This is a genomic window from Salinicola sp. NYA28a (assembly GCF_976982775.1).
The window spans coordinates 583,516-609,362 of sequence record NZ_OZ334582.1 but is presented as its reverse complement, the minus strand read 5'-3'; the positions used below and the strand labels follow the sequence as shown (position 1 = coordinate 609,362).

Below are 25,847 nucleotides of genomic sequence, written 5' to 3'. Positions count from 1 at the left end.
CAAATAAGGATGCTGCATAAAAATGTTGAATACGCATACTCGTTAAAAGAGTATAACGAGCCCGCCACCTAACAAATGTTATAGTTGAAAACGGGAGTACCACTTGGCCGTACCTGACTTTCAATCATTGATGTTGCCATTGCTAAAATTCTCCGCTGATGGCGAAGAGCATTCGATGCAGGAAGCCCGAGAAGGGCTGGCAGAAATCATGGGGCTCTCCCAAGAGGATCTTGAAAAAAGGCTGCCGAGCGGTCGGCAATCCACGTTCGCAAACCGTGTAGCTTGGGCAAAGGTTTATCTGACCCAGGCGGGAGTTTTGGAGTCTCCCAAGCGGGGTAAATTCCATATCTCTAATCGTGGCAGGCAGATCCTTATTGAAGCCCCTAGTCGGATCAGTATCAAGTATTTAGAACAGTTCAAAGAGTTTCAAGAGTTTCGGCAGGCGAGCAGTAAAAATCGCACTCAAAAAGTGACCCACGTGGGCGACGACGATAATTCTTCTACCACGCCTGAGGAAACGCTTGAGCAAGCATATCAACAACTTCGCGACGAAGTAGCGAATGAGCTTCTTCATTTAATTAAAAATAATACGCCAGAGTTTTTCGAAAAACTCGTCATCTACCTCATTGTTTCGATGGGGTATGGCGGTTCCGTAAAAGAAGCAGGAAAAGCTACGCGAAAAACGGCAGATGAAGGAATTGATGGCATTATCAAAGAAGACCGTCTCGGGCTGGAGACAATATATCTTCAAGCTAAACGCTGGGAAGCGGTGGTTGGTCGGCCGGAGATTCAAAAATTTGTTGGTGCCCTTCATGGTCAGCGAGCTAAGAAAGGGGTGTTTATTACCACCAGCCGTTTCTCGAAAGAGGCGCTGGATTATGTCGGCCAGATTGATCCAAAGGTTGTTCTTCTAGATGGCGCTGACCTTGTACAACTGATGATTGATCATGGTGTAGGCGTGAGTTCTGCCGCAACATACGAAGTCAAGAAAGTGGATACTGATTTCTTCATTGAAGATTAATCGTGAAACTGCCAACCCCCGGCACGCTGCGCCGGGTCGGCGGGAAACCGCCCCAGTTCCACCGCGAGATCGAAGAAGCCTTGCGCGGGCAGCTCTTCCCCGCGGCGGCTGATGACCAGCGCGGCGATAAATTGCCAATTGCCGGTTCTGTTGGGCATCCTCGCGCATCAGGTTCTCCAGTGCTTGGGCGGTGCGCTGGGATGGTGCGCGTAAGGCTCACGTCGTGCCGCCATCACACGCGGCGCCCGTCCATGAAGCCGCTGAAGCGATTGATTCGCCGGGCGCGCAGTTCTCATACCTGTTAAGACCTACTGCGTCCCAGCCAATAGCCAGGTTTTCGGGAATGATGGGCAAAGGCGATAACGACGGTTTCTTCCGGCAACTCAATCGCGACAACGTCAAACGGGAAGCGCTCCAAGATCAGCCGCTTTGCACCAGTTTCGCCAGCTTTTTTCGGGAGAGGTGATAATGGAATGAAGTTTTCTTCAATAACGTCGATGGCAGCTTCAACGGCAACGAAAAACTCTGCTCCGAGTCCAGGTTGCTCGTATTCGTACCAAGCTGCAGCCTCTATCGCTTCCTGAGAGGCTTCTTCGAGTATTCTTACTGTTCGCACTTACTGGCCCAGTCTCGCCCGCATCTTGGTTCGGAATTCTTCGCGACTCAACATTGTGCCCTTGCCGCTTTTGGCCTTGGATGTACGGCGAACGATTTCCTCGTTCCAGGCTTGCTCAACGGAGTGGTCACGGGGCCCATCCAGGCTCATGATGAGTTCGCGAGCCAACGTCGCACGTTCCGACTCGGAGAGAGTCGAAATCTGGGAGCGTAGGTGATCCAGCGTTTCGGTAGTCATGACGCCTCCACGAGTAGCGATAAAGTTATGCTATGCCGTCTGAAAAGCCCTAACAAGGCCAGTCACGGAAACGGCATTGCGGTTTCGCATTGATGCCGCATTCGCACGTGCTCAGTGGCATTCCATTCACCTCGCCTGATCCTTCCGTTTAAGAGGCCACCTACTTTCCCGTTAGGGAAAATAAAAGCGCCATCAGCCCGCCTTTTGGTTATCTTTCCCTGTCGGGAAAATTCTGTGCGTTAGCTTACTGTTTTGCATAAATTATCCCTATTGGGAAAATTCGTCTATGCTGGCTTTTCATCGACCCGTTCTTCTTGCCGTGAAAGGCTCAAGCATGCCCTCACCCCATGCGGTTCCCATCCACAATGCCAAGACACTCGGGCAGTTGATTCGTCGTACGCGCAAGCAACAGGGATTGAATCTTGAAACCCTCGCGGGTCTTTGCGGGTTGAGCATCCGCTTTCTGAGCGAGCTGGAAAACGGCCGCGAGTCCTGCGGCTTGGGCCGCGTACTGATCGTGCTCGATACGCTGGGCATCGAGCTGTCCGCTAGCCCACCGGACGAGACCGAGTCATGACATTACCGGATTCGCTAAACGTATGGCGTGACACGCGGCGTGTAGGGACGTTGTGGCGTGGCGGTGATGGTCGACTGATGGGCTTCGAGTACGACGATGCTTGGCAACGAGGCGGGCACGCCATTTCACACAGCTTGCCACTGAGCCAGAAGGCTTGGCAGCCCGAGGATCTGTTGGCGCATCACTGGTTCGCGAATTTACTGCCTGAAGAGCAGGCCCGAGCGGCGCTGATCAAGCGCCTTGGCATTCCGGATGATGACTTCTCGCTACTGGCCGCCATCGGCGGTGACTGCGCCGGTGCGCTGACGATCCTCCCGATCGATCAAACGCCGCCGACAAGAGCCCCATCGTTCCCAACGGATGACGACTACCGCGAGTTGCCGCTTGATCGGCTCGCGCAATGGGCCGGTGCTCGTGAGCGGTATGCGCTGATGGGCGACGGCGACCCGGCCAGGCGCCCTCGTCTCTCGCTGGCCGGCGCGCAGGACAAGATTCCGTTGCGGCTGTGGGACGATACGCTCTACTTGCCTTCGGGCGTCGAGCCCTCTACCCATATTCTGAAATTCGCCGTCGAAGGGCGTGAGCAAGTCATCCTGAATGAGCTTTATCTGAACAACCTGGCGCGCTTGGGAGGGCTGGCCTGCCCGGCGACCACGATGGCTTATGCCGGCCGTCATCCTTACTTGATCGTCGAACGCTATGATCGTTTGGGTATTGAGAGCGCGCATGTCGAACGTGTCCATCAGGAGGATCTGTGTCAGGCCATGGGGCTGTCGCGCAACCAGAAATATCAGGCTTACGGTGGCCCGCGTTTCGGAGAGATCGTGCAAGCAGTCCGCGAAGCCTGCCGCCCCTCGGCGACTTCCATCCAGCAGCTGCTCCGCTGGCAGATATTCAATGTCCTGGTCGGCAACAGCGATGGCCACGCCAAGAACGTGTCCTTATTGCAGGACGCTCGTGGCCGTTGGCAGATCGCTCCAGTCTATGACCTCGTTGGTACCATCGTGCTCGGTTACGACCCGGATCTGGCCTTCTCGATCGGCGAGCAGTTCAATTCGATGCAGCTGCTACCGCGCGATTGGCAGGCTTTTGCCGAGGAGTGCCGTTTCAGTTATCCGTTCGTGAAGCGCCAGATTCAGGAAATGATTGCCACGCTCACCGATCTGGCCGATTCCTCCACGCTTCAGCAGCAGCTGCAGCAAGCGGGCCTCGAAGATAAAGGCTGGACGAGGTTGCAGCAGCAGCGTCAACACATCCAAAAGCAGTGCCGCCGCGCCGAGCGCTGGTAGTGCCTGTCAGCAAAATTCGGGATATCAACTCTTGCTTCCGACGCTTCACCTCGATGCGAGGTTTTACTTCTACGGTTTGTACGAAAAGTCGGCGAGCGAAGACAAGACAAGGCAAAAATCGGCGAAGACGGACCGGGCTGGCGCACCAGTTTACGGGGTGTAAATGAGCATCTCGAGCCGACTTTTAACGCCGTATTGCCGAGCGCAGACAGTTTCCGTACAAAGCTTAGGCGACTTGACCCGAACGCCGGCACGGTAGTGTGATGGGCACCACCGCCAACCACGCTGGCAATCTATATTTCCGCCCGTCCGTGCCAGCTTCATGGCTCCATGAAAGATAACGCCCCATGCGAAAGATACTGCTCGTCGACAACGGTTCCCTGCGCCCTCAGGCTACGCTCAATCTGCGTCGTCTTGCCGATGCCTTGAGTCAGGACACGGGCGAGGCGGTCGAGGCCGCATCGCTGCTGCACTCCTTCAAGATTCCGCCCGAGGCGCTCGGCGGGCGCAAGGCCGCCACGGTGGGGCCACTGGCCGAGCGCTACGCAGCGGAGGGCGTGACCGAGCTGCTGATTCTGCCGTTCTTCTTCGGCCCCAGTCAGGCGCTGACCCGCTACCTGCCGGAGCGACTGGCCGAAGTGCAGGCCAGTTACCCGCAGCTCTCGGTGAAGGTCGCCCCGCCGCTGGTCGATACGCTGCTGGCGCCGGATCTGCGCCTGGCCCGGCTGCTGGTGGAGAACGTACGCGAGCGAATGGCCGGCCTATCGCGGCCCAAGGTGGTGCTGGTCGATCACGGCAGCCCGATTCCGGAGGTCACGGCGGTACGCAACTATCTCGCCGGGCAACTGAGCGCGCTGCTGGCCGATGAGGTCGACTGCGTCACCTTCGCTTCCATGGAACGCCGTGACGGCGACGCCTACCGCTTCAACGAGCCACTGCTGGAGACATTGCTGGCCTCACCGGCGCTGGCCGAAAGTGACGTGATCCTGTCCATGCTGTTTCTTTCCCCGGGCCGTCACGCCGGCGAAGGCGGCGATATTGCCGAGATCTGCACCCAGGCGATGTCTCGCGCCCCAGGCCTTAACGTCGTGACGACCCGGCTGGTGGGCGAGAACGACGCCATCCTGGAACTCCTCGCCACTCGCCTACGGCAAGCGCTGGCCGGTGGGCCGCTACTGACAGAACTGCCGACGATCGGCGCCAAGGAGGCATGACCCGCGCTTCGGCTTGGGTCGGCATTTGACCTCAAAGGCTAATTCATCGCCGCCAGCACCCGCTCGAACTCCTGCCGCCAGGCCTCGGCATGCTTTGCCGGATCGGCGGGAAATCGCCCCAGTTCCACCGCGAGATCGAAGAAGCCTTGCGCGGGCAGCCCTTCCCCACGCCGGCTGACGACCAGCGCAGCGATGAAGGGTCGGTCGTGCTCGGCATCCTCGCGCATCAGGTTCTCAAGTGCCTGAGCCACGCGCTGAATGGTGCGCGGTGGTTGCAGCGCCAACGCCTCGGCGAGTTGCTGGTAGGTCAGCGGCAGGGTTTCGCGAGGCACTGTCTCGAGGTAGTGGCGAACCTGCGCGGTCAATGAGGAGTTTTCTGCCATGCTGCCCTCAGGCATCGGGATCGAAGAGCTTCACTTCGCGAATGTCGACTCGCTCCCAGACCCGGCCGGTCATGTAGGGCTCGGTTTCGAGCCAGGCGTCGAGATCGGCGCGGTCGTCGAAACGAAAATGCGTGTTGGAACCGATCATCTTGCCGTCATCGTTCAGGATCGCCCCGCCACTGAGAAACTTCCCCTGCCTGACGAGCTCACGAACCCCTGCCAGATGCGCTTCGCGATGGGCCAGCCGGCGCTCGAGCGCGTCGTCGTCCGTGTAGTCGTAAGCCACTACGGCGTACTGTTTCATGCGGTGCTCCTGTCGTTTCGTGGTTCATCGAAGACGACTCGCATCATGCGTCAGCCCGCCTGAAGAGACAATCCGCCTCCCGATTGCACGGTCAGCGCCCGGCAATGGGGTTGCCACCGCTTGGACCGGATATCGGAACGTGACTATCTTGAGAACTGAGGTCGAAAATCGAGGTGGAAAATCGGGCTTCGAATCGGCGCTCAGGAAGAAAATCCCAAGGAGGGAATATAATGACGACCGATAACGTGACTAGACCGAATGAGGATGTCGTCGACATCCTGACGACCGATCACCGAGAGATGACGGAGCTGCTGGCCCGGGCTACGCAGACTCAAGATGTCGAGCAACGCCGGGATCTGGTCGAAACGGCGATCGCGGAAGTGATGCGTCATGCCGTTGCCGAAGAGATGTACGTCTACCCGGTGATGGAAAAGGATCTGCCGGGCGGCAAGGAAGAGGTCGAGCATGACAAGCAGGAACATGACGAGATCGTGCAGGTGATGAAGAAGCTGGAAGAGGCCGATGCTGCCGATCCGGCGTTCATGGAGCTGGTGCAGGAACTGGACAAGCAACTGCGTCACCACGCCGATGACGAGGAGTCCGACCAGTTTCCCAAACTGCGCGCTCATCTCTCCAGTGAACAACTCGTGGAAATGGGCGACAAGGTGCAAAAGGCCAAGCAGTTGGCGCCGACTCGCCCTCACCCCAGCGCACCGCACTCCGAGCTGTTTCATAAAAGTGTCGGGCCAGGCGTCGGCATGATCGACCGGCTCCGTGACAAGCTCACGGGACGCCACACCGGCTAGACTCGCCGCCCGCAAATCGCGACCTTGCTACTGCCCCGGACCATGCCGATCCGGGGCTTTTGTAGTCATATCTTGTCGTTACGGATGGTATTCGACCCCTATTCGAAGCTCGGTGGGCGAGTCGTTCGCGTCGTTTCTTGCCGTGCCATGCCGTGCTGGGTCGAGCCGATACCAGCGCGGGAACACGGCCGTCGGCTGTACAATCCTTCTCGACCCCGTTCAACGACATGAAGAGGCCACATTCCATGATCGATCTCCGCAGCGATACCGTCACCCGCCCAAGCCAGGCGATGCGTCAGGTGATGTTCGATGCGCCAGTGGGCGACGACGTGTGGGGCGACGATCCCAGCGTGGCGCATCTGGAAACCTATATCGCCGAGCGTACCGGCAAGGCGGCGGCGCTGTTCTTCCCTTCCGGCACGCAGAGCAACCTGGTGGCGCTGTTGAGCCACTGCCAGCGCGGCGACGAGTACATCGTCGGCCAGCAGGCGCACACCTATCGCATGGAAGGCGGCGGCGCGGCGGTGCTGGGCGGGATCCAGCCGCAGCCGATCGAGAATGAAGCGGACGGCACGCTGCCGCTGGCGAAGATCGAGTCGGCAGTGAAACCGATCGATCCGCACTTTGCCCGCACGCGCCTGCTGACGCTGGAAAACACCTTCCACGGACAGGTGCTGAATGCCGATTATGTCGAGGCGGCTACTGCGCTGGCACGACGTCACGGCCTGGCGACTCATCTGGATGGCGCGCGGATCGGCAACGCTGCGGCGGCTACCGGGGCCAGCCTGGAGGCGCTCTGCAGCCCCTTCGATACGATCTCGATCTGCTGCTCGAAAGGATTGGGCGCGCCGGCCGGTTCGGTGCTAGTGGGGCCGGCGGCGTTCATCGAAACGGCACGGCGCTGGCGCAAGGTGGTCGGTGGCGGCATGCGCCAGGTCGGTATGCTGGCGGCCGCCTGCGAATACGCCCTGGAGCATCACCTGCCGCAATTGACGGAAGATCACGCCAAGGCCGAGCGCCTGGCCGAAGGTCTTGCCGGTATCGACGGCATTACGGTGACCTCGCAGGCCACCAACATGGTGTTCGTCGAGTTCACGCGCCCGGCATTCGACCCGGCTCGGCTGCATGAGTGGCTGGAAGAGCGCGACATCCTCGTCGGTGCGCTCTACGCCCCGCGCTTCGTCACCCATCGCGATGTGTCGATGGACGACATCGATCGCGTCGTCGCCGCTTTCGACGAGTACTTCACCGCCTGACCGCCCGGCTCAGTCGAGCCGGGTGGATGAAGAATTGTTCGGCCGGGTCGGCGTCGAGGAAGCGCCCGGGTTCGGTGCCGCGTTCGGCGCCGCCTGGGGGCCGCCGTCGCCGGCGGGCGCATTCGGATCGCAGGTACGGCGGGCGGTGGAAATGGTCGAACCGCCATCGTTGCCCCGGCAGATCGAACCACCGCCGCTGGGCAGCCGCTCGCGGGTTTCCCGTGGGTAGATCAGGTTGGGGCTGACATTGATGTCCATGTGCCTGGGCACGTAGTCGGCACGGCCATCGCGGTCGTTGTCCGGCAGTCTCACGCGGTGGCCGGTCTGGGGATCGACCACCGTGACGCCATCGGCAACGGCGGGCGCGCTGCCCAGCGCCGTGCCGGCAATCGCCAGCGCGAGACAAGTGACGGCCAGTGTGCGGCGACGGCTGACGGGCATGATAGAGATGCGCATGATCCACCTCCGGGTGGGTATCTCACCTACGGGAATGCTGCCTGCGCCCGGCGTCAGCCGGGCATGACGTTCCATGGACATATTCCATGGACATAGTGTAGCGCTCGCCGCGGGATACGTGATGCGTTCAGGGTGCGGATTCGCGGGTCCGAGAGAGCCACTCCCACAGCGCGGCGGCTGCCGGGCGCAACTGGCGGCGGCTGGGCCGGACCAGCCAGAACGCTTCGTCCGTCGCCATGTCGAGCTCAAACGGCGCGACCAGATCGCGGCTGGCTTCGAGCAGGCGGCGATGGGAAAGCGCGACGCCGCCGCCGTAGGAGGCCAGCGCCAGCGTCGTCACGTGGGTGTCGCAGATCATCGCCTGGCAGCGATGCTCGAGCCCGGCGACGCCCGCCTCGGCCAGCCAGCGCGGCCAGCCGGCAGCGAACCCCGCGGCATGCAGCAGCGTCCTGCCCGCCAGATCTTCCGGCGTATGCAGTTCCGCCGCCAGCGCGGCGGAGCAGACCGGCAACAGCCGCTCTTCCCCCAGACATTCGGCAGTGACGTCGTTCCACTCGCCGTCTCCGTAGCGAATCTCCAGATCGGCCCCTTCCGCCCCGAAGTCGTCCGCCCAGATCGCGCTGACCAGCCGCAGGGTGATCTCCGGGTGCATCTGCTGGAATCGCATCAATCTCGGCGCCAGCCAGGTCTGCTGCATTGCCGGCGTCGCCCGCAGCGTCACCGGCGCGCCGGGGCTGGGACCGAAGACTTCCGACGTGCCTTCGGCCAGGCGGGTGAACGCGCCCTGAACGCTGGGCAACCAGGCCTGCCCTGCCGGCGTCAGCGCCAGGCTGCGCGGATAGCGCACGAACAGCGACTGGCCGACGCGATCTTCCAGCAGCCGGATACGCTGACTGATCGCCGACTGGGTAACGCCGAGCTCTCGGCCGGCCTCGGTGAAGCTCAGCGTCCTCGCCGCCGCTTCGAATGCCTGCAGCCACAATACCGGGGGGAGTTCGGACATGGTCTTCGTCGAAGCTCTCTTCAGAATGAATCTCGTCAGAATGGATCTCGGATCTGGTGGTCCGTACGTCTAGCGGTGGTTCGTAAGTCTAATAGCCAAAGTCGGCCATTAGCTCAGCTTGGCCTTTGCGGTCAGATTAATCGTTTGTCATGTCTCGGCGCAATCCGCATCCTTGTGACACTCATCTACACACGCTGTTAACAAAGATGGCGCTGTCAGCCATCGAGGAAGTGCCTTTTGTCATCCGGAAACGCCTTTAACGAGACCCATACCCATCGCGGTAATCAACCCATCGACATGGCCGAACTGCGCCGCTACCGCCAGGACGCCGGCGCGCCGGCCGCCGAGCTCGAGAGCGCATTCGGGCAGGCGCGTCGAGTGACGCTGAGCTGGTCGGATGGTCGGTCCGGCCAGTTTCCGCTGATGTGGCTGCGCGATCACTGCGCCTGCGACCAGTGCCGCCACCCGATGACGCGCGAACGCCTCTACAAGCTGCTCGACGATCCGCTGTGGGAGCGCTTCGAGGCAGACGAGGCGCTGGCGTCGCTCGAGTTCGATGCGCGCTCCCTGACGCTGGTCTGGCAGGACGGCCACGTGTCGCGCTTCGATGCCGGCTGGCTCTATCAGCGCTGCCCCGGCGAGGAGCTGGCGACACTGCTGCCCACCCCGACGCCGTGGCCCGAAGGCTTCGCCCCCGAGCACGTCGAACATGCCGATTTCGTCGGCGGCAGCGAGGGCCGCAGCCGCTGGGTCAGCGCCCTGTTGCGCGATGGCCTGGTCATGCTCGACCGGGGGCCGTGCGAGCTGGAAGAAGTCTCACGCATTGCCGAGAGCATCGGCCCGATGCGCTCGACCAACTTCGGTGGCCGGTTCGACGTGCGTTCGGTCCCCAACCCGAACAACGCGGCCTACACGGCGATCGGGCTCGAGCTGCACACCGACCTGCCCAACTGGCGGCAGCCGCCGGACATCCAGTTGCTCTACTGCCTCGAGAACGATGCCGAGGGCGGCGAATCCAGCTTTGCCGACGGCTTTGCGGCCGCCGAGATCCTGCGCGCCGAGAAGCCGGACGCCTTCCGGGTGCTGTCGGAGACGCCCATCGACTTCCGCTTTCAGGACGACGGCCACGATATCGCCGTGCGCGAGCCGGTCATCGATCTCGATGCCGAAGGCCGCCCCCGCGAGATCCGCTTCAACAACTGGATTCGCGACACGCTGAGCCTGCCGCTGGATCGGATCGAGGCCTGGTACGACGCCTACCGCGCCTTCTGGCAGATTCTGCGCCGCCCGGAGGGGCGCGTGGAGCTGACGCTCGCCCCCGGCCAGATGGTCGCCTTCGACAACCGTCGCGTGCTGCACGGTCGCAACGCCTTCGACCCCAACACCGGCAAGCGCCATCTCCAGGGTACCTATCTCGATCTGGACATGTTGCAATCACATCTACGAGTGCTGTCGCGGTGAACCGACGCGCGGCACGACGTTGATACGAGCCGCCCGAAGTCGTGAACTTCATGACCGGGCGGCTTTTCTGCGTGTATCCCGGTGCATTTCCGCCAGGTTGTCCGCCTTCGCGGAACGGGATACGCCAATTGAGGGAACGACAGGAGACAACAAATGAAACGACCGATGACGATTTCCGCCCTGACGCTGACCACCGGCTTGATCGCAGGAACCGGCTTTGCCCTGATGGGCACGAGCGCCGCCATGGCGGCAGACCAGCAGGTCAACTTCGGCGTGCCGTCCTGGCCCGGCATCACGGTGAAGACCGAAATCGCCCGGCAGTTGCTGGCGCCGCTGGGCTATGAAGGCAAGACGCAGGACATCGGCCTGCAGGTGATCTACCAGGGGCTCGATACCGGCGACGTGGATGTCTTCCTGGGCGCCTGGCTGCCAGCGCAGAACCCGATGCTGGAGCCGCTGGAAGCCGACGGCAGCATTACCCGCCTGGCGACCAACGTGACCGGCGCGCAGATGACGCTGGCCGTGCCGGACTACGTCTACGATAGCGGCATCACCTCCTTCGCCGATCTCGATGCCCATCGCGACGAGTTCCGGGGCGAGATCTACGGCTTCGGCGCCGGTTCCGCCGCCAGCGAAATCCTCAACAAGGCGATCGATGAAGACGCCTGGGGGCTGAGCGACTGGACGCTGGTCGATACCAGTACGGTCGGCATGCTGAGCGCCGCCAAGAGCCACATCACCAACGAAGAGCCCATCGTCTGGGTTGGCTGGACGCCGCACTGGATGAACCTCGAACTCCCCATGCGCTATCTCAGCGATTCCAAGAACCTGTTCGGCGAAGGCAACGGCGCCAGCGACGTGCGCACGTTGATGGCGAGCGACTATGCCGATGCTCATCCGAATCTGGTGACCTTCTTCAATCAGCTCTCGTTCTCTGCCGAGGAGCAGAGCTGGATGATCAAGCAGTACGGACAGGAAGAGAAGCCGATGGAAGAGGTCGCCAAGGCGTGGATCGAGCAGCATCCCGAGCGCGTGGAAAAGATGTTGGAAGGCGTGAAGACCCAGGGCGGCGATCCCGCATGGCCTGAAGTCGAGAAGTCTTTCTCCTTCTGAAGTCGAGAAGACTGGCTCCTTCAGAATCCAGGCGCCGGCATCGAGACGCGAGACGGAAACGGCGCTAGCAAAAAACCGTTACAAATTCATGCCGATTTTTTTGCCGTCTCTCGGAACTAACGGAACACCCGGCACTCTGAGTAGGTGTTCCCTTGAATGATCCCTTACTTGCCCACCATCCCCTGGTGGGCATTTTTTTGTCCGCGATTGGCGCCCACCCCGGTCGATCGCCTCATCCGGTAGCCGCCTTCAGGGCAGCGCAGGCACGCGGCCGGCCATTTCCGCGGTCATGAAGTCGACGAACTGTCGGATCCGGGCGCTCTCCCGGGCCCGTTCGCTGTAGAGCAGATGGAAGTCCGCACGGATTCCCCGCCACTGGGGCAGCAGGGCCACCAGCTCGCCGCTCGCCAGATGCTCGTGGACATCCCACCAGGAGCGCAGCAGCACGCCGTGGCCATCCAGCGCCATCCGCGTCATGGCTTCGGCGTCGTTGCTGGCAAGCCGGCCCTGGACGCGAATGGCGCGCTGAGCGCGAGTGCCATCGGTGGCCTCGAACCGCCACAGCGAATAATCGGTATCGTTTTCCCGCACGATCAGGCAGCGGTGCCGGGCCAGATCTTCCAGCCGTTCGAGCCGGGGCGCCTGCGTCAAATAATCCGGGGCGGCGCAGAGTATCCGGCGATTGGCGAGCAGCCGCCGGGCGATCCAGCGGGAATCCGGCGGCTCCCCCACCCGGATGTTGATATCGAAGCCCTGCTCGTCGAGCCCTACCGGAAAGCTGGTCAGCTCCAGCAGCAGTTCCAGCCGCGGGTGGCGCTCGGCGAAGCGCGAGATCAGCGGCGCCACGTGTCGGCGTCCGAAGCCGAACGTGGCGTTGATTCGCAGCCGACCCGAGAGCATGGCGTCCTGGTCTCCCAGCGAGTTTTCCAGATCGCCCAGATCGTCGAGGATCATCGCCCCACGCCGCAGGTAGCGCTCCCCTTCCGCCGTCAGCGCCAGACGCCGCGTCGTCCTCGCCGCCAGCGATACGCCCAGCCGCGCCTCCAGCTGCTGCAGCCGCTTGCTCACCGCCGACAGGGAAAGCCCGAGTTCCCGGGCGGCGCCCGTCAGGCTGCCGGCCTGGGCGATGCGCTGGAAGAAAGCGAGATCGTCGATCGAAGCCATCGGATTCTCCACTTCAAGGCAATAGTCGATTCGATTTTACCCGGATTATCCCGCGCCAGTCAGTGGCTACACTGACGCTAAAGCTAGCCAGAAGCCCATTCACCGAGGCCAAGCCAATGTTCGATGGATTTCGCGAATTCGATATCGATGTAGAGGACGGCATCGCCATTCATGGCGTAGTCGGTGGTGAAGGCCCACCGTTGCTGCTACTTCACGGGCATCCTCAGACGCATGTCATCTGGCATCGCATCGCGCAGCGTCTCGCCGAACGCTACACCGTGATCGCGACCGATCTGCGCGGATACGGCGATTCCAGCAAGCCCGAGGGCGACGAGCAGCATCTCAACTACAGCAAACGGCGGATGGCGCAGGATCAGGTCGCGGTCATGCAGGCGTTGGGGTTCGAGTGCTTTTTCCTCTGTGGCCACGATCGCGGCGGGCGTGTCGCGCACCGGCTGGCACTGGACCATGCAGAACGGGTCGAAAAATTGATGGTGCTGGATATCGCGCCGACCCTAGCGATGTACGAAGGCACCGATCTCGCTTTCGCGACCGCCTACTGGCACTGGTTCTTCCTGATTCAGCCCAAGCCGCTGCCAGAGTCATGGATCGAAGCCGCACCGGCGGATTACGTCACCCGCATCATGGGTAGCCGTCACGCCGGACTGGGGCCTTTCGACCCACAAGCCATCGCCGAGTACCAGCGCTGCCTGACGTTACCCGGTGCGGCGCACGGGCTCTGCGAGGATTACCGCGCTTCATGCACCATCGACCTGGAGCATGATCGCGCCGACCGCGATGCCGGCCGGCATCTTCGGATGCCACTGGCTGTGTGGTGGGGTGAATTCGGCACCATCGAACGCTGCTTCGACGCCCTCGCCGAATGGCAAGCAGTCTCCCAGGACAGTGTCGAGGGTGGCACCCTGCCCTGCGGCCACTATCTTCCCGAGGAAGCGCCGGATGCGGTCTTCCAACAAATCATCGACTTCATGAGGTAAATCACCCATGGCCCAGAACAAGACTCACAGGATCGCCGTCATCCCCGGCGACGGCATCGGTACCGAGGTGGTGCCGGAAGGCCTGCGTGCGCTGGAGGCTGCCGCCAGACGCTTCGATATCGATCTCGAGTTCGAGCACTTCGAGTTCGGTAGCTGCGACTACTATCTGGAGCACGGCAAGATGCTGCCGGACGACTGGTTCGAGACGCTTTCAGGCTTCGATGCGATCTTCTACGGTGCGGTGGGCTGGCCGGAGAAGGTGCCGGATCATGTCTCGCTGTGGGGCTCGCTGCTGCAGTTCCGGCGTCACTTCGACCAGTACATCAACCTGCGGCCCTGCCGCCTGATGCCGGGGATCAAGAGCCCGCTGGCCGATCGCGAGCCCGGCGAGATCGACTTCTACGTGGTGCGCGAGAACACCGAGGGCGAGTATTCGAGCATCGGCGGCAAGATCTTCGAAGGCACCGACCGCGAGACGGTGATGCAGGAGACGGTGATGACCCGCACCGGGGTCGACCGGGTACTGAAATACGCCTTCGAACTGGCCCAGAGCCGGCCGCGCAAGAAGCTGACCTCGGCAACCAAATCCAACGGCATCTCGATCACCATGCCGTATTGGGACGAGCGCGTGAAAGCGATGGCGAAAAGCTATCCGGACGTCAGCGTCGACCAGTTCCATATCGACATCCTGACCGCCAACTTCGTGCTGCATCCGGACTGGTTCGATGTGGTCGTCGCCAGCAACCTGTTCGGCGACATTCTTTCCGATCTCGGCCCGGCCTGTACCGGCACCATCGGTGTCGCGCCGTCGGCCAACATCAACCCGGAAGGCAAGTTCCCGAGCCTGTTCGAGCCCGTCCACGGCAGTGCCCCGGACATCGCCGGCAAGGGTATCGCCAACCCCATCGGCCAGATCTGGTGCGGCGCGATGATGCTCGAACATCTCGGCTACAAGGAAGCCGGCGACGCGATGGTCAGCGCCATCGAGGCAGTGCTGGCAGGCGACGACAAGTCCGCGCTGACACCGGATCTGAAGGGCAAGGGAACCACCCGCAGCCTGGGCGAGAAGATCGCCGAGGCCATCGGCTGAAACGAAACGGCGACGGCGATCTACATCGTCGTCGCCGTGACACAAGCGTCATGCCGGCCGGGGTTGGAGGCCCGCCCCCGTGGCTCGGGTCGCGTTCAGGAGCCGGCGTACTCGGCCACGGGAGAACGGCCCTGGACGGCGCCCTGTACCGGCTCGTCGAACTGCGCCGACAGCGAGCCGACGATGTCGCGATAGAATGCCTGCAGCTCCGGCTTCAGCGCCCCTTCCGCCTGGTGCTGGTCGATGTAGTAAGCCGCGCGGACGCCGTTGAACTGCTGAATGTTGCCGACTCGCAGAAATGCCAGCCCGAAGCGACCCAGCAGCCTGGCCAGCCTCGGCTCCATCAGCGCCAGCGCATGGCGGCGCTCCATCAGGCCGATCATCACGGTCGAGGCCAGATAGACGGAAACGCCCAGCAGGGAAGCCACCTTGTAGTCATGGTCGGTGCGCGGGTAGATCGGCCCTTCGTTCTCGGGTACGGGTTCCGGCATCGGCTGCCGCTTTCGGTAACGCCCCAGAATGGCGACGCGCGAGACCTCGCAGGTCAGGTCCCGGGGAAGGAGATCCGGGTTCAGTTCGGCATGACAGAATTCGCCGCGCGAGTTCGATTCGATCGGCAGTTCATGAAGACCGTGACCGGAGCCGGGATAGATGACGCGGATGCAGGCGACGGGTTCCTGCGTTGCACGGTGGCGGATGAAGCAGTGCAGCGCCGAGCGATCGAATTCGTCATATTCCAGCTGCCGCTCGGGCTCTCCCGGCATGACATGACCGAACTCGGACGTATAGACCTGATAGCGCAAGCGATAGACGTACCGTTTATCGGCTTCCGAGGTTGCCAATACGAATTCGAACTGCTGATGAAACTGATCGTACAGACTCATCCCAATGTCCCGTATTCAAGCCAATGTCCCGTGGTCAAGATAGCGTCGTCAGTCATCAAGGCTTTCGCTAAAAGGTCGGGGCTTACCCAGCCAGTATCCCTGTATATAATCCACGCCGTACTCTTTCAGAATGTCATAAACAGGTTCCCGATCGACGAACTCCGCGACGGTCTGTTTGCCGAATCCTTTCGCGATCTCGACGATGGCCTTGACGATCATTTGACTACGTTTATTTTCCGGCAGGTCCCGAATAAAGGAACCGTCGATCTTGATGTAATCAATAGGCAGCTGGTCCAGATAGTAGAAACTACTGAAACCGACGCCAAAGTCATCCAGGGCTATTGCACATCCCAGGTCCCGAATGTTCTGCAGGATGCAGCGAGCCGTGGCGAAGTCGGTGACCGCAGCGGTTTCCGTGACTTCGATGACCAGTCGATGAGCAGAGACGCCGTTCATCTTCAGCGCATTTTCGAGGAACCCCGTCAGCGCTTCGTCGTGCAATGACTGGCCCGACACGTTGACGGCCAGCCGGCGATCGGCGTCATCCCAGGCTCCCATCATCTTCAGACTTTCCGAGATGACCCAGCGATCGATGCCGACTATCTGGCCACTTCGCTCTGCAACCGGTATGAACGATCCCGGCGAAACGACCTCGCCCGTATCGGAGGGACGCATGCGCAACAGGACCTCGTGATGCTTCACCTTCAGACCGTTGACGCTCGCGATGGGCTGGCCCCAGAGTTCGAAGCCATCGTGCTCCAGCGCGTGGCGAATGCGCTCTTCCCAGTAGACTCTTTCCTGCAGTACCTCTTTGTCCGTCTGCGCCGACAGAAGATGCCAGCGCTGCACCGGATCTTCCTTGGCCCGATACATGGCGAAATCGGCACTCGCCATCAATTCCTTGGGTGTGGCGCCGTGATCCGGATACAAAGCGATACCTATACTCGCAACGGCCCTGTGCTTCTGTCCATCCACATCGAGACTGATTTTTTCCAGACTCTGGGTAATGATATTCGCCAATATGACCGCCTGTTCGGCGGAGGCATTTTCCATCAGGATGGCGAATTCATCGCCGCCCAATCGGGCAATCGTGCCGGAATGACTGAGCTGACTCTGGAACATTTCGGCAATCATAACCAGCAGTTCATCCCCCGCCTGATGGCCTCCCAGCTCGTTGATCTCCTTGAAGCGATCCAGGTCCATGTAGAGCATGGCGCCGTGCATGTCTCGGACGACGGCGTGCGCCAGTACCTCTTCGAAATAGCGCCGGTTGTAGAGCGCCGTCAGGGGGTCTCGATTCGCCAGCCAGGAGATCCTCTGCTCCGCGCTTTTCCGGTCGGTGATGTCCAGCCCCACGGATATCGTTGCGGGTTTGTCATGGACCCAGGTATTCAGCGGCGTATGGTGCCAGGCGATCGTTCGGCGCACGCCTTTCAGGGTGACCAGGTCGCTCTCCTGCTGCCCGCCATGAAACTCTCTCGCAAAGGGCAGGAACGTCTTCGCAAAGGAGCCGCCCACCAGTCTGGATTCGGAGGCATCGAGCATGTCCGTGGCATAACGATTCGCCATCAATATCTCGTCTTCACCATGGACGACGACGAGCACCTGGGCCGTGTTCATCAGGCCGCTGATGAGATCCCGTTCACGTTCCAGTTCCCCTACCTGCTGCTGCAGCTTTTCTCCCCGCGCTGTGACTTCGCCTTCCAGACGCTCCAACTGGTAGGAGAGCTCAATCGCGGCATCCGCCAGAACGTCGATCTCGTCTTTTGGCCGGCTCTCGGTATGGCGCGATACCTGCGATCTCAACTCCGCAAATTTACCTCGCGCCAGACCGGGGAGAGTCTGACTCAAAGTCCGTATTCGAAAGGTGGGTTTCCATAGAATGAAGAGTAGAAAAGCCTCGGAACCCAACCATCCTGCCAGGGCAACGAAGAACACCATTCCGGTGGTTTCCTGAATCCCCTCCAGCTGCGCGGTGACGTCCTCGACGGATACGAAATAGCCTGAACGATTGGCGCTGCCCTCTTCTCCGCTCTCGAGGGGGATGACGCTCGCCTCGTACTGGCGCCCGCCGTATTCGATATCTTCCGGGCTGGCGCTCAGGTCGTCGATCGACATCCGACGCGAGATCTCCTTGAGGACCGGCAGCACGATGTCCTGATGTGTCAGCGCCAGCGAATAGGCGCTCCATGCCGGTATGACGCGCTCGGGATTCCCGTGAATTTCCTCGCCTTCTTGCCGAGTGAGCAACGCGATATCGTCTCCCGAACTTCTCTGGAAATAGCTCATCACATCCACGAGCGATCGGGACAACATCAATACGCCGGCATTTTCCCCCTGGACGAGAATGGGCACCGCCGCAAACTGAAGGCAGGAGTTGGCACACAGCAGGAGATCCTGCGGCTGTTCGGACTCGACGACTTTCGACAGCCACGTCCGGGACGGACGTTTATCGCTACCGTTGTTGTCTTCGCCATAGGCGGCTAGAGGTTCGCCTTCCAGGCTGAAGATGACCAGCTCATCGATCCCGGCATCCAGCTGCAGCGTAGGCCACTGGTTCCGGAGAGATTCCGCAATCTGGTCCCGGTTCAGTGATAGCAAGGCGTCATTGAGCGATTCAGAGGAAGCCGCGACAGCGGCCAACTGCTTCAGCTCGCTGGCCGCGCTCTGCAGGGATGTCTCGATCTGGTGGCGCTGCTCTCGCTGGTTGGCCTGTTGATGGGTCTGGAACTGCTCCATCAGACTCTTGTAGCTGATCCACGTAATGAGGACCGCCAGCCCCAGCAGTATCAAACTGGTCAGCGCAAAAGCCCGCCATTTCAGACTGAGTCGATAGGGACGAGAATTATGATGTGACATCAGAAACTGAACGAAGTCTGCAACAACAGCATGTTCCAATGCTGTTCGGTATTGTCGTCGTCATTGTCCTGCCTCGGCAGCCAGGCCGTACCATCGACATGATGAACTTCCGCTTGAATATTCCAGCTGGGAGTCACTCGCCAGTGCACGCCCGCCGTCACGTCCTTGGCAAATCGCGAATAGTCCTGTCCTTTACCGGACGCCTCGAAGCGCTCGCCATCCCGGTCGTTTCTGTCGCTGACGGCATAATCGTATCTCAACAACCATTGCCAGCGGCTGGATAGCCGGTACAAGTACTGAACATAGACACTTTCTCCATTCACTCTTCCATTGTAGGAAGAGACTGGGGAGTCCTTCAGTTCCTTGCGCTGATATTCGTACTCCGTCGTCAGGCTCCAGTTTTCCGCGTTGTACTGGAAAGACAGAATCATTGGCTGGAAAATGAACTCGCCTTTCTCCTGCCGCTCCTGCCTGGACTGATAATCGGCCCTTACCCGAGCCATGCTCAGTGCCACGTTGATCCGACCGCCATCATGGGCGTAGAGCACTTGTCCGATCGAAGAGAGCTTGCCGTCCAGCGAAGGATTATCGGGAGACAGGGAGATTTCGGCGTCACTATTGACCTGAGGCATGCCGACACCGCCCTGGATATAGAGGGTACCGTTGGAGAACCGCTCCTCGTCGTAAATACTCAGCCCGTCCGAAGCCAGCCCTAAAGAGCGGCTTCTATCGAAGTAGATGGATTGGGGAAGCAGGATGCTGGGGCGTGTCGACGGGGCATCACGTGTCTGGTTATAGAAGCCAAACGGATTCTTGAATCTTCCCAGCTGTATTCCGAATGCCCTTTCTTCATCGGCGATCAACTGATAATCCACGACACCGTAATCCAGTTCAGGCTGCCAGGCGTCTCCGTAATTGCCGGCTTTCCGGCTCAACACCTGACCGGCGACCAGGACATGGCTAAAAGGACGAAAAGAGGCGTTGAGCCCCAGTTCGGTATATTCCAGGCTGCCGCCATCGTCACTGCTGGGACCGAAGAAGTCGTTGTGATCGGTCACGATGAGCGCCTGACTCATGAAGCCATGAACCTGGAAGGTATCCGCCGTTTCCATCGCGTGAGCGCCAGTGGCCCCTATTGTGGTTACCGCAGCCTGAGCGACGATCAAGAACCGCTTCAATCTATTCAATATCGAGCACCCGAACCTGATCATTCAGGCTTGATTGTTGGATATAGCCGATGCTGCCAGGTGTGGAGACGATAGCCTCGAGCATCTCGGTTTCATCGTCGACTTCGTTGGGGGCCTGCCCGGTCCCGGAAAATACTGCGCGGTCCCAGGCCAGACGGAGCTGGTGCGGGTAGACTCCCAGTATCTTTTTGGAAAAGTCTTCGTGGACCGGATTATCGTCGAGCAAGACATAGACATGCACCGCTTGTCCGTCTGGCAGCGTTCTCTGCCGCATCGCGAATATGGCTCTGAGCGTCTCTAGCGGCAAAGCGGACTGGTGCACGGTTCGGTTGGCGATGACGAGCGTCGCGGGCTCATCTGCGAGGCTGCAGAGAGAGACGAGAACGAGCATGAGCAACAGACATCCGGTCAGCCCCCTCCGCATGCGTCATGACTCCCTGACTCTGCTGGTGTCGTTGCGGTTTTCAAGGATGATCTCCGACCCGAAATCGACTCAGTCTCGGAAATACCGAACGACAAAACTTCGATTCAGCGCCCTGCGTGGCAGATTGGAAAGTCTGTAATGTCGATAATCGCATCAAGAGCGATCCCTGATCTTTACTAATAGGCTGATAGTTTTCGATTTCAATATCATGGCACCCGCACCACTGCCAATAGTACCCGTCCCCGTAATAGACGAGTATTGCCTCATCCACGTATCGCCATATCGGATAAATGTATTTTTCAACGGTAACTATTCAGGTGGCTGCGGATGGCATGTCGCCAACCACCTGATTTTTTTGGCATAGTGTGCCTGATCCTTCGGCACGTCTATGCGGTGACATGACCATCAGCGATATCAACGTCGACGAGGCCCTGGAACGGGTCCGGCAGCAGCTCAAGGAAGACCACACGGTCTCGCCTTCCTTGCGTGCTGCCATCGACGTGCTGATGCTGCTGGTCAAGCTGATGGCCGACCGACTGGCCACCAGCAGCCGCAACAGCAGCAAGCCGCCGTCACAAGACCCCAACCGCCAACGCCGTTCCCGGGCCAAGGGCGAGCGTCGCCCTGGCGGGCAACCGGGTCACGAAGGCAAGACGCTGGCGCCGGTCACCGATCCCGACGAGATCGTGTCGTTGCGCGTCGATCGCCGCACCTTGCCCAAAGGGCGCACCTATCGCTCGGTCGGCATCGAAACGCGCCAGGTGCAAGACATCGTGATCCAGGCCGTCGTCACCGAGTATCGCGCCGAGGTGCTGGAGGACGATCTCGGGCGGCGCCATGTGGCGCCGTTTCCCGACGGCGTGACCCGCCCGATCCAGTATGGCCCACGTCTCAAGGCGCATGTCGTCTATCTCTCGCAGTATCAGTTGCTGCCCTATGCCCGCATCCAGGCGCTGCTGGCCTCACAGTGCGATCTATCGCTGAGCACCGGCACGCTGTTCGCCTTCAATCAAGAGGCCTATCAGCGCGCCGAGGCGTTTGCCGAGTGGGCGATCCCGGCGCTGAGGCAAGCCGCGACCGTGCATGCCGACGAGACCGGGATGCAGGTCGGCGGCAAGCGCTACTGGCTGCACAGCGCCTCGAATGACGCCCTGACCTACTTGGCGCCTCACGCCAAGCGAGGTCAGGAGGCCATGGATGCCATCGGCATCCTGCCCTATGTCCAGGGGGTGCTGGTGCATGATCACTGGAAGCCTTACTACCGCTACGCGGATTGCCGCCACGCACTTTGCAACGCCCATCACCTGCGTGAATTGACTGCGGCCTGGGAAAATGACCACCAAAAGTGGGCCAAGGCGCTGCATGATCTGCTGCTGGAGATGCATCAGGCCGTTGACGCTGCCGGTGGCACGCTCTCGCCCGAAGAGGCGCAACGCTGGCGAGTCCGCTATCGGCAGTGCCTGACAGAGGGTGAGACCGAGTGTCCGCCACCGATCCCACCACCACCGGGAAAGCGCGGTCGTGCCAAACGTACCAAGGCACGTAACCTGCTCGAACGTCTCCAGGCGTACGAGGACGACGTGCTGCGTTTCCTCGACGACCCCGCCGCGCCCTTCACCAATAACCAAGGGGAGCGTGACCTGCGGATGACCAAGGTCCAGCAGAAGATTTCAGGCTGTTTCCGCTCCTGGGAAGGTGCCGAGATCTTCTGCCGGATGCGCAGCTTCCTCTCGACGGCGGTCAAGCAGGGCCTGGCAGCGCACACCGCACTGGAACAGTTGTTTGCCGGTGAAGTGCCCGAATTCATGCGTCGGGACGGCCTGGATCAGGCAGCGTGACCTGAATAGTTACTTTCAACGTAGCATAATGCCACAATTTACCCCTCGATCATGTTAATCGATGATATTTACTGAGGCCCGCCAAAAAGATAGGGAACCCAGGAAAATCTCGGGATTTGCCTGTTAAATCGGCGAATAAAGGTCAGATAACGTCAAAACCGGCCAATGGAGAGAGTTTACCGCACAGTAATGGCTTGGATTTTATTTGTAACGACAGGTAATTCAAGGCGGCAAGTTTCAATTGCCGCCTAGCGAACTTCCCGCAGCCGGCTCTTATCCATCTGCTGGATTTCCGTAATACCGAGAAGCGCCATGTCTCGCGCAATTTCTTCCCGCATCAGACGAATCGCGTGTTCGACACCGGCTTCCCCGGCGTAAGCGGCTGCATAATTGAAAGGCCTGCCGAAAAAGACGAATCGCGCGCCCAGCGCGAGTGCCTTCAGCACATCGGTACCGCGCCGGAAGCCGCTGTCGATCATGACGGGATAGTCGCCGACAGCCTCGACGATATCGGGCAGTGCCCGTAACGGAGCGATCGTGCCATCCAGTTGCCTGCCGCCGTGATTGGAGACGATGATGCCATCGGCGCCGTGATCTCTGGCACGTTTCGCATCTTCGGGGTGCAGGATGCCCTTGACGACCAGATTGCCCGGCCAGCGTTCCCGTACCAGTGCGAGATAGTCCCAGTCGAGGTGGGTGCGTCCCGAGAAGTCGCGATTGACGTTCCGGGAAATGACCGGAATGCCTCGGGTGGCGTGATTGTTCTCGAAGTGAGGAATGCCGTGGTGGCGAAGCGTCTTGTAGAACGTTTCGTAGAGCCAGCGGGGCTTGAGCAACCCGTCCAGCGCCAGGCGGGCACTGGGGCGAATCGGCGACGAGAAGCCGCTGCGCCGGTTGTTGTCGGGGTTGGGCGGCACGGCGTAGTCGACCGTGATGACCAGATTGCGAAATCCCGCTCGCTCGATGCGCTCGATCAGCGCCTCGATACCGGGCCGATCCCCCGGCAGATAGGCCTGGAACCAGTCGCTGCCATCGATCCGGGCCACCTCTTCCATCGGGATCAGCGACGACCCGCTCATGATCATCGGCACCTCGGACCGCGACGCCGCGCGAGCCAGCGCCAGATCGCCGCGATAGGCCGAAAGCGCGCTGATCCCCATCGGGGCGATGCCGAACGGCGCGGCATAACGCGTGCCCAGCAGTTCGGTTTCGAGCGAGACGCGGGAGACATTCCTCAGCGCCCGCGGCACGAAGCAGTAGTCATCGAAGGCCGCACGGTTGGCGGCCAGGCTCTTGCCCTCTTCCGCCGCGTTGGCGACGTATCCGTAGATCGGCCGGGGAAGATGGCGCTTGCCGGCGCGTTCGAGGTCCAGGAAGTTGCGAATACGGGACAGGCGGCGTTGTTGGCGCGTCACGAATGATCCTTACGCGTGGAAAAGGGAGATCGGTTATACATAGGCGATGTCAGGCTTTGTACGAAAAGTCGTACGAAAAGTCGGCGAGCGATGCCGGCAAGCCGTCATCCCTTCAGCCCCGGCATCGCAAAGTCGACCCCTGCCAGCGTTGTCAGCAGCCTGTCGCGCTGGCCGGCGTCGAGCGAGACCAGCGGCGGCCGCAGACGGTCCCAGGCGGGATCACCGCTGAAATGGGCGGTGGCGGCCTTGAGCGCCGGAATCATCGGCACGCTCTCGAAGATATCGCGAATCTCGTTCAACCCCTGCTGGCGCGCGTCGGCGTCTTCCTCGCGCCAGCTGGCACCCAGTGACGAGATCGCGCGGGGATTGACGTTGGCCGTGGCGCTGATGCACCCGGCGCCACCGGCCCGCAGCGTGGGCAGCAGGAAGCGTTCGCTGCCCGCGTAGACCCGGAACCCTTGCGCACCGAAGGCGTCGATGACGGCCTGGGTGTTGGCCCAATCGCCGGAGCTGTCCTTGATTCCTGCCACGACCTCGGGGTAGCGCTTCAGCAGCCGCTCGATCAGCCCCAGCCCGATCGGCACCTGCGCCACCGGCGGAATATGGTAAAGATAGAGCCGCATCCGCTCGTCGCCGACCCGCTCGATCACCTCGCTGTAGAACCGGAACAGCCCCTCCTCCGAGACGCCCTTGTAGTAGAACGGCGGCAGCATCAGCACGCCACCGACGCCCTGGTTCACGGCATGGCGTGTCAGGGCGACACTGTCGGGTATCGAACAGCAGCCGGTGCCCGGCATCAGGCGGCTCGTGTCGAGCCCCGCCGCGACCAGATGATCGAGCAGGTCGAGACGCTCCTGCACCGACAGCGAGTTGGCCTCGGAGTTGGTGCCGAAGATGGCCAGTCCGACATCGTTGGCCATCAGCCAGCGGCAGTGCTCGACGAAGCGCGCGGCATCGGGAGAGAGATCATCATTGAACGGCGTGATGACCGGAGAGAGTACGGTACCGCAGGGCGCATTCGACGACATGAGCACGGACCTCTGGCAGGCAGGTGGTGGATGTGAAAGCAGTCGACCAAGCTATCGATCGATCCATGCTATCGATCGACTCAGGACCAGGGCTCGACGGCGTAGCGCGACAGCGCCTCCTCGTCGAAGTCGAATCCCAATCCTGGCGTCTGGGGTAGATTCAGCCGTCCGTCACTGAAGGTCAACTGCGTATCGATCAGCCTACGGAAGTTAAGCACTTGATCGTCGGCAAAAAATTCGACGAAAGGCGCATTCGGCGTCGAACCGACCAGATGCACGTGTAGATCGTGAAACCAGTGCGGGCAGATCTCCACGCCGTAGCTGGCTGCCGTGGCCGCGATGCGACGGAACTCCGTCACCCCGCCACAGACCGCCGCATCGGTCTGCAGGATCATCGCCGCCTCCTTGTCCAACAGTTCCTTGAAGCGCCACCGACCGGCTTCGATCTCGCCGGTTGCCACCGGGATCGGCGTACGCTCGGCCAGACGACGGTGGTTGTCGATATCGTCGGGGCTGAACGGCTCCTCGATCCAGTAGGGCGAATAGGGCTCGGCCATGCGCGCGAACGCCAGGGCCGAAGGAAGATCGCGCCAGGCGTTGTTGGCATCCATCATCAGCAGCACGTCGGGGCCGATCGCCTCGCGAACCGCCGCCAGCCGCGCTTCTTCACCAGCCAGATCTTCGCGCCCCACCTTCATCTTGACCGCCTTGAAGCCCTTCTCGACATAGCCGGTCATCTCTTCCGCCAGCCTGGCCGGCGTCTTGCCGTCGAGGTAATAGCCGCCGCTGGCGTAGGCCGCCACGCTGTGCTCGTCGCTGGCGCCGAGAAACTTGTAGAGCGGCAGGTTGGCGGCGCGGGCGTTGCGGTCCCACAGCGCCACGTCGAGGATGCTCAGCGCCCGCATCACCGAGCCGGTGCGGCCGTGCAGCAGCCCTTCCTGGTACATCTCCTGCCACAGCCCCTCGACGCGATGCGCGTCCTGCCCTATCAGCACCGGCTTGAGCAGATCGCGTACCGCCTGCGTCACCAGATGGCCGGCGTTGTTGCCGCCGTAGCAGAAGCCGATACCGCTGATGCCGTCATCGCCGGTCACCTTGACCAGCGCGTAGTCGCGCTTGAGTACCTGCCGGTTGGAAAAGCTGGTCGGATTATCCAGCGCGACGTTGACCGTTCGCGCCTGTACATCGGTAATTCTCGTCATCGGTCATCTCTCCAGAAGGGGC

General features: G+C 61.0%; 26 protein-coding genes. 11 read left to right on the top strand and 15 right to left on the bottom strand.

The window, feature by feature from the left end:
- Positions 1–103 precede the first annotated feature (103 nt).
- Entirely contained in the window at positions 104–1,021 is a 918-nt protein-coding gene (locus ACWHY3_RS02905) for a restriction endonuclease (RefSeq protein ID WP_448127528.1), read from the top strand.
- Here the strand turns inward: ACWHY3_RS02905 and ACWHY3_RS02900 are convergent.
- The 3 genes from ACWHY3_RS02900 to ACWHY3_RS02890 form a co-directional block, all read right to left on the bottom strand.
- The gene (locus ACWHY3_RS02900; protein ID WP_373419428.1) at positions 1,018–1,179 is read right to left on the bottom strand and encodes a hypothetical protein; all 162 of its coding nucleotides are present in this window, start codon (positions 1,177–1,179) and stop codon (positions 1,018–1,020) included. The genes ACWHY3_RS02905 and ACWHY3_RS02900 overlap by 4 nt on opposite strands.
- Positions 1,180–1,322: 143 nt before the next feature.
- Entirely contained in the window at positions 1,323–1,637 is a 315-nt protein-coding gene (locus ACWHY3_RS02895) for a hypothetical protein (protein ID WP_087720590.1), read from the bottom strand.
- On the bottom strand, positions 1,638–1,874 hold the full coding sequence (locus tag ACWHY3_RS02890) for an addiction module protein (RefSeq protein ID WP_087720591.1): 237 nt from the start codon (positions 1,872–1,874) through the stop codon (positions 1,638–1,640).
- 286 nt (positions 1,875–2,160) lie between these two features.
- On the opposite strand from ACWHY3_RS02890, the gene ACWHY3_RS02885 reads away from it, so the two are divergent.
- From ACWHY3_RS02885 to ACWHY3_RS02875, 3 genes are all read left to right on the top strand, one after another.
- Entirely contained in the window at positions 2,161–2,451 is a 291-nt protein-coding gene (locus ACWHY3_RS02885; RefSeq protein ID WP_448127527.1) for a helix-turn-helix domain-containing protein, read from the top strand.
- Complete coding sequence (locus ACWHY3_RS02880; RefSeq protein WP_087720593.1) at positions 2,448–3,740, top strand: type II toxin-antitoxin system HipA family toxin; 1,293 nt, start codon at positions 2,448–2,450, stop codon at positions 3,738–3,740. Before ACWHY3_RS02885 ends, ACWHY3_RS02880 begins: the two co-directional genes overlap by 4 nt.
- Before the next feature lie 347 nt (positions 3,741–4,087).
- Positions 4,088–4,954, top strand: a complete 867-nt coding sequence (locus ACWHY3_RS02875; RefSeq protein WP_448127526.1) for a sirohydrochlorin chelatase — start codon at positions 4,088–4,090, stop codon at positions 4,952–4,954.
- 38 nt (positions 4,955–4,992) lie between these two features.
- Here ACWHY3_RS02875 and ACWHY3_RS02870 read toward each other — a convergent pair whose 3' ends face one another.
- Both ACWHY3_RS02870 and ACWHY3_RS02865 read right to left on the bottom strand, forming a co-directional pair.
- Entirely contained in the window at positions 4,993–5,337 is a 345-nt protein-coding gene (locus tag ACWHY3_RS02870) for a hypothetical protein (protein ID WP_087720602.1), read from the bottom strand.
- Positions 5,338–5,344: 7 nt separating this feature from the next.
- Positions 5,345–5,641: a YciI family protein gene (locus ACWHY3_RS02865; RefSeq protein ID WP_087720595.1), complete on the bottom strand. Its 297-nt coding sequence runs from the start codon at positions 5,639–5,641 to the stop codon at positions 5,345–5,347.
- Between the two features lie 245 nt (positions 5,642–5,886).
- Between ACWHY3_RS02865 and ACWHY3_RS02860 the strand changes: the two genes are divergently transcribed.
- Positions 5,887–6,447, top strand: a complete 561-nt coding sequence (locus tag ACWHY3_RS02860; RefSeq protein WP_448127525.1) for a hemerythrin domain-containing protein — start codon at positions 5,887–5,889, stop codon at positions 6,445–6,447.
- 245 nt (positions 6,448–6,692) lie between these two features.
- Positions 6,693–7,703, top strand: coding sequence for a low-specificity L-threonine aldolase (gene ltaE / locus ACWHY3_RS02855; protein WP_448127524.1), 1,011 nt, complete (start codon positions 6,693–6,695; stop codon positions 7,701–7,703).
- A 9-nt stretch (positions 7,704–7,712) separates the two neighbouring features.
- On the opposite strand, the gene ACWHY3_RS02850 is transcribed toward ltaE, so the two are convergent.
- Entirely contained in the window at positions 7,713–8,159 is a 447-nt protein-coding gene (locus ACWHY3_RS02850; RefSeq protein WP_071232002.1) for a hypothetical protein, read from the bottom strand.
- Between the two features lie 127 nt (positions 8,160–8,286).
- Positions 8,287–9,162 carry a LysR substrate-binding domain-containing protein gene (locus ACWHY3_RS02845; RefSeq protein ID WP_087720599.1) on the bottom strand — a complete coding sequence of 292 codons (876 nt, stop codon included), beginning with the start codon at positions 9,160–9,162 and terminating at the stop codon, positions 8,287–8,289.
- 237 nt (positions 9,163–9,399) lie between these two features.
- On the opposite strand from ACWHY3_RS02845, the gene ACWHY3_RS02840 reads away from it, so the two are divergent.
- Positions 9,400–10,623 (top strand): TauD/TfdA family dioxygenase, encoded by a 1,224-nt coding sequence (locus ACWHY3_RS02840; RefSeq protein WP_244179820.1) that lies wholly within the window; start codon positions 9,400–9,402, stop codon positions 10,621–10,623.
- A 153-nt stretch (positions 10,624–10,776) separates the two neighbouring features.
- Positions 10,777–11,736 carry an ABC transporter substrate-binding protein gene (locus ACWHY3_RS02835; protein ID WP_442978328.1) on the top strand — a complete coding sequence of 320 codons (960 nt, stop codon included), beginning with the start codon at positions 10,777–10,779 and terminating at the stop codon, positions 11,734–11,736.
- A 249-nt stretch (positions 11,737–11,985) separates the two neighbouring features.
- On the opposite strand, the gene ACWHY3_RS02830 is transcribed toward ACWHY3_RS02835, so the two are convergent.
- Positions 11,986–12,900: a LysR family transcriptional regulator gene (locus ACWHY3_RS02830; protein ID WP_448127523.1), complete on the bottom strand. Its 915-nt coding sequence runs from the start codon at positions 12,898–12,900 to the stop codon at positions 11,986–11,988.
- 116 nt (positions 12,901–13,016) lie between these two features.
- Here ACWHY3_RS02830 and ACWHY3_RS02825 point away from each other — a divergent pair, with 116 nt between their 5' ends.
- On the top strand, positions 13,017–13,898 hold the full coding sequence (locus ACWHY3_RS02825) for an alpha/beta fold hydrolase (RefSeq protein ID WP_448127522.1): 882 nt from the start codon (positions 13,017–13,019) through the stop codon (positions 13,896–13,898).
- A 7-nt stretch (positions 13,899–13,905) separates the two neighbouring features.
- Positions 13,906–14,988 carry a tartrate dehydrogenase gene (locus tag ACWHY3_RS02820; protein WP_087721007.1) on the top strand — a complete coding sequence of 361 codons (1,083 nt, stop codon included), beginning with the start codon at positions 13,906–13,908 and terminating at the stop codon, positions 14,986–14,988.
- 95 nt (positions 14,989–15,083) lie between these two features.
- On the opposite strand, the gene ACWHY3_RS02815 is transcribed toward ACWHY3_RS02820, so the two are convergent.
- From ACWHY3_RS02815 to ACWHY3_RS02800, 4 genes are all read right to left on the bottom strand, one after another.
- Positions 15,084–15,872, bottom strand: a complete 789-nt coding sequence (locus tag ACWHY3_RS02815) for a PEP-CTERM/exosortase system-associated acyltransferase (RefSeq protein WP_332779026.1) — start codon at positions 15,870–15,872, stop codon at positions 15,084–15,086.
- A gap of 48 nt (positions 15,873–15,920) precedes the next feature.
- Positions 15,921–18,611: an EAL domain-containing protein gene (locus ACWHY3_RS02810; protein WP_448128134.1), complete on the bottom strand. Its 2,691-nt coding sequence runs from the start codon at positions 18,609–18,611 to the stop codon at positions 15,921–15,923.
- Between the two features lie 119 nt (positions 18,612–18,730).
- Complete coding sequence (locus tag ACWHY3_RS02805) at positions 18,731–19,897, bottom strand: hypothetical protein (RefSeq protein WP_448127521.1); 1,167 nt, start codon at positions 19,895–19,897, stop codon at positions 18,731–18,733.
- A 13-nt stretch (positions 19,898–19,910) separates the two neighbouring features.
- Positions 19,911–20,309, bottom strand: coding sequence for a hypothetical protein (locus ACWHY3_RS02800; RefSeq protein ID WP_303855034.1), 399 nt, complete (start codon positions 20,307–20,309; stop codon positions 19,911–19,913).
- 431 nt (positions 20,310–20,740) lie between these two features.
- On the opposite strand from ACWHY3_RS02800, the gene tnpC reads away from it, so the two are divergent.
- Complete coding sequence (gene tnpC / locus ACWHY3_RS02795; RefSeq protein WP_023004967.1) at positions 20,741–22,180, top strand: IS66 family transposase; 1,440 nt, start codon at positions 20,741–20,743, stop codon at positions 22,178–22,180.
- 248 nt (positions 22,181–22,428) lie between these two features.
- Here tnpC and ACWHY3_RS02790 read toward each other — a convergent pair whose 3' ends face one another.
- The 3 genes from ACWHY3_RS02790 to ACWHY3_RS02780 all read right to left on the bottom strand — a co-directional run bounded on the left by ACWHY3_RS02790 (position 22,429) and on the right by ACWHY3_RS02780 (position 25,825).
- Entirely contained in the window at positions 22,429–23,595 is a 1,167-nt protein-coding gene (locus ACWHY3_RS02790; RefSeq protein ID WP_448127520.1) for an alpha-hydroxy acid oxidase, read from the bottom strand.
- 104 nt (positions 23,596–23,699) lie between these two features.
- Positions 23,700–24,623, bottom strand: a complete 924-nt coding sequence (locus ACWHY3_RS02785; RefSeq protein WP_448127519.1) for a dihydrodipicolinate synthase family protein — start codon at positions 24,621–24,623, stop codon at positions 23,700–23,702.
- 80 nt (positions 24,624–24,703) lie between these two features.
- On the bottom strand, positions 24,704–25,825 hold the full coding sequence (locus ACWHY3_RS02780) for a mandelate racemase/muconate lactonizing enzyme family protein (protein ID WP_448127518.1): 1,122 nt from the start codon (positions 25,823–25,825) through the stop codon (positions 24,704–24,706).
- Between the last annotated feature and the right edge of the window lie 22 nt (positions 25,826–25,847).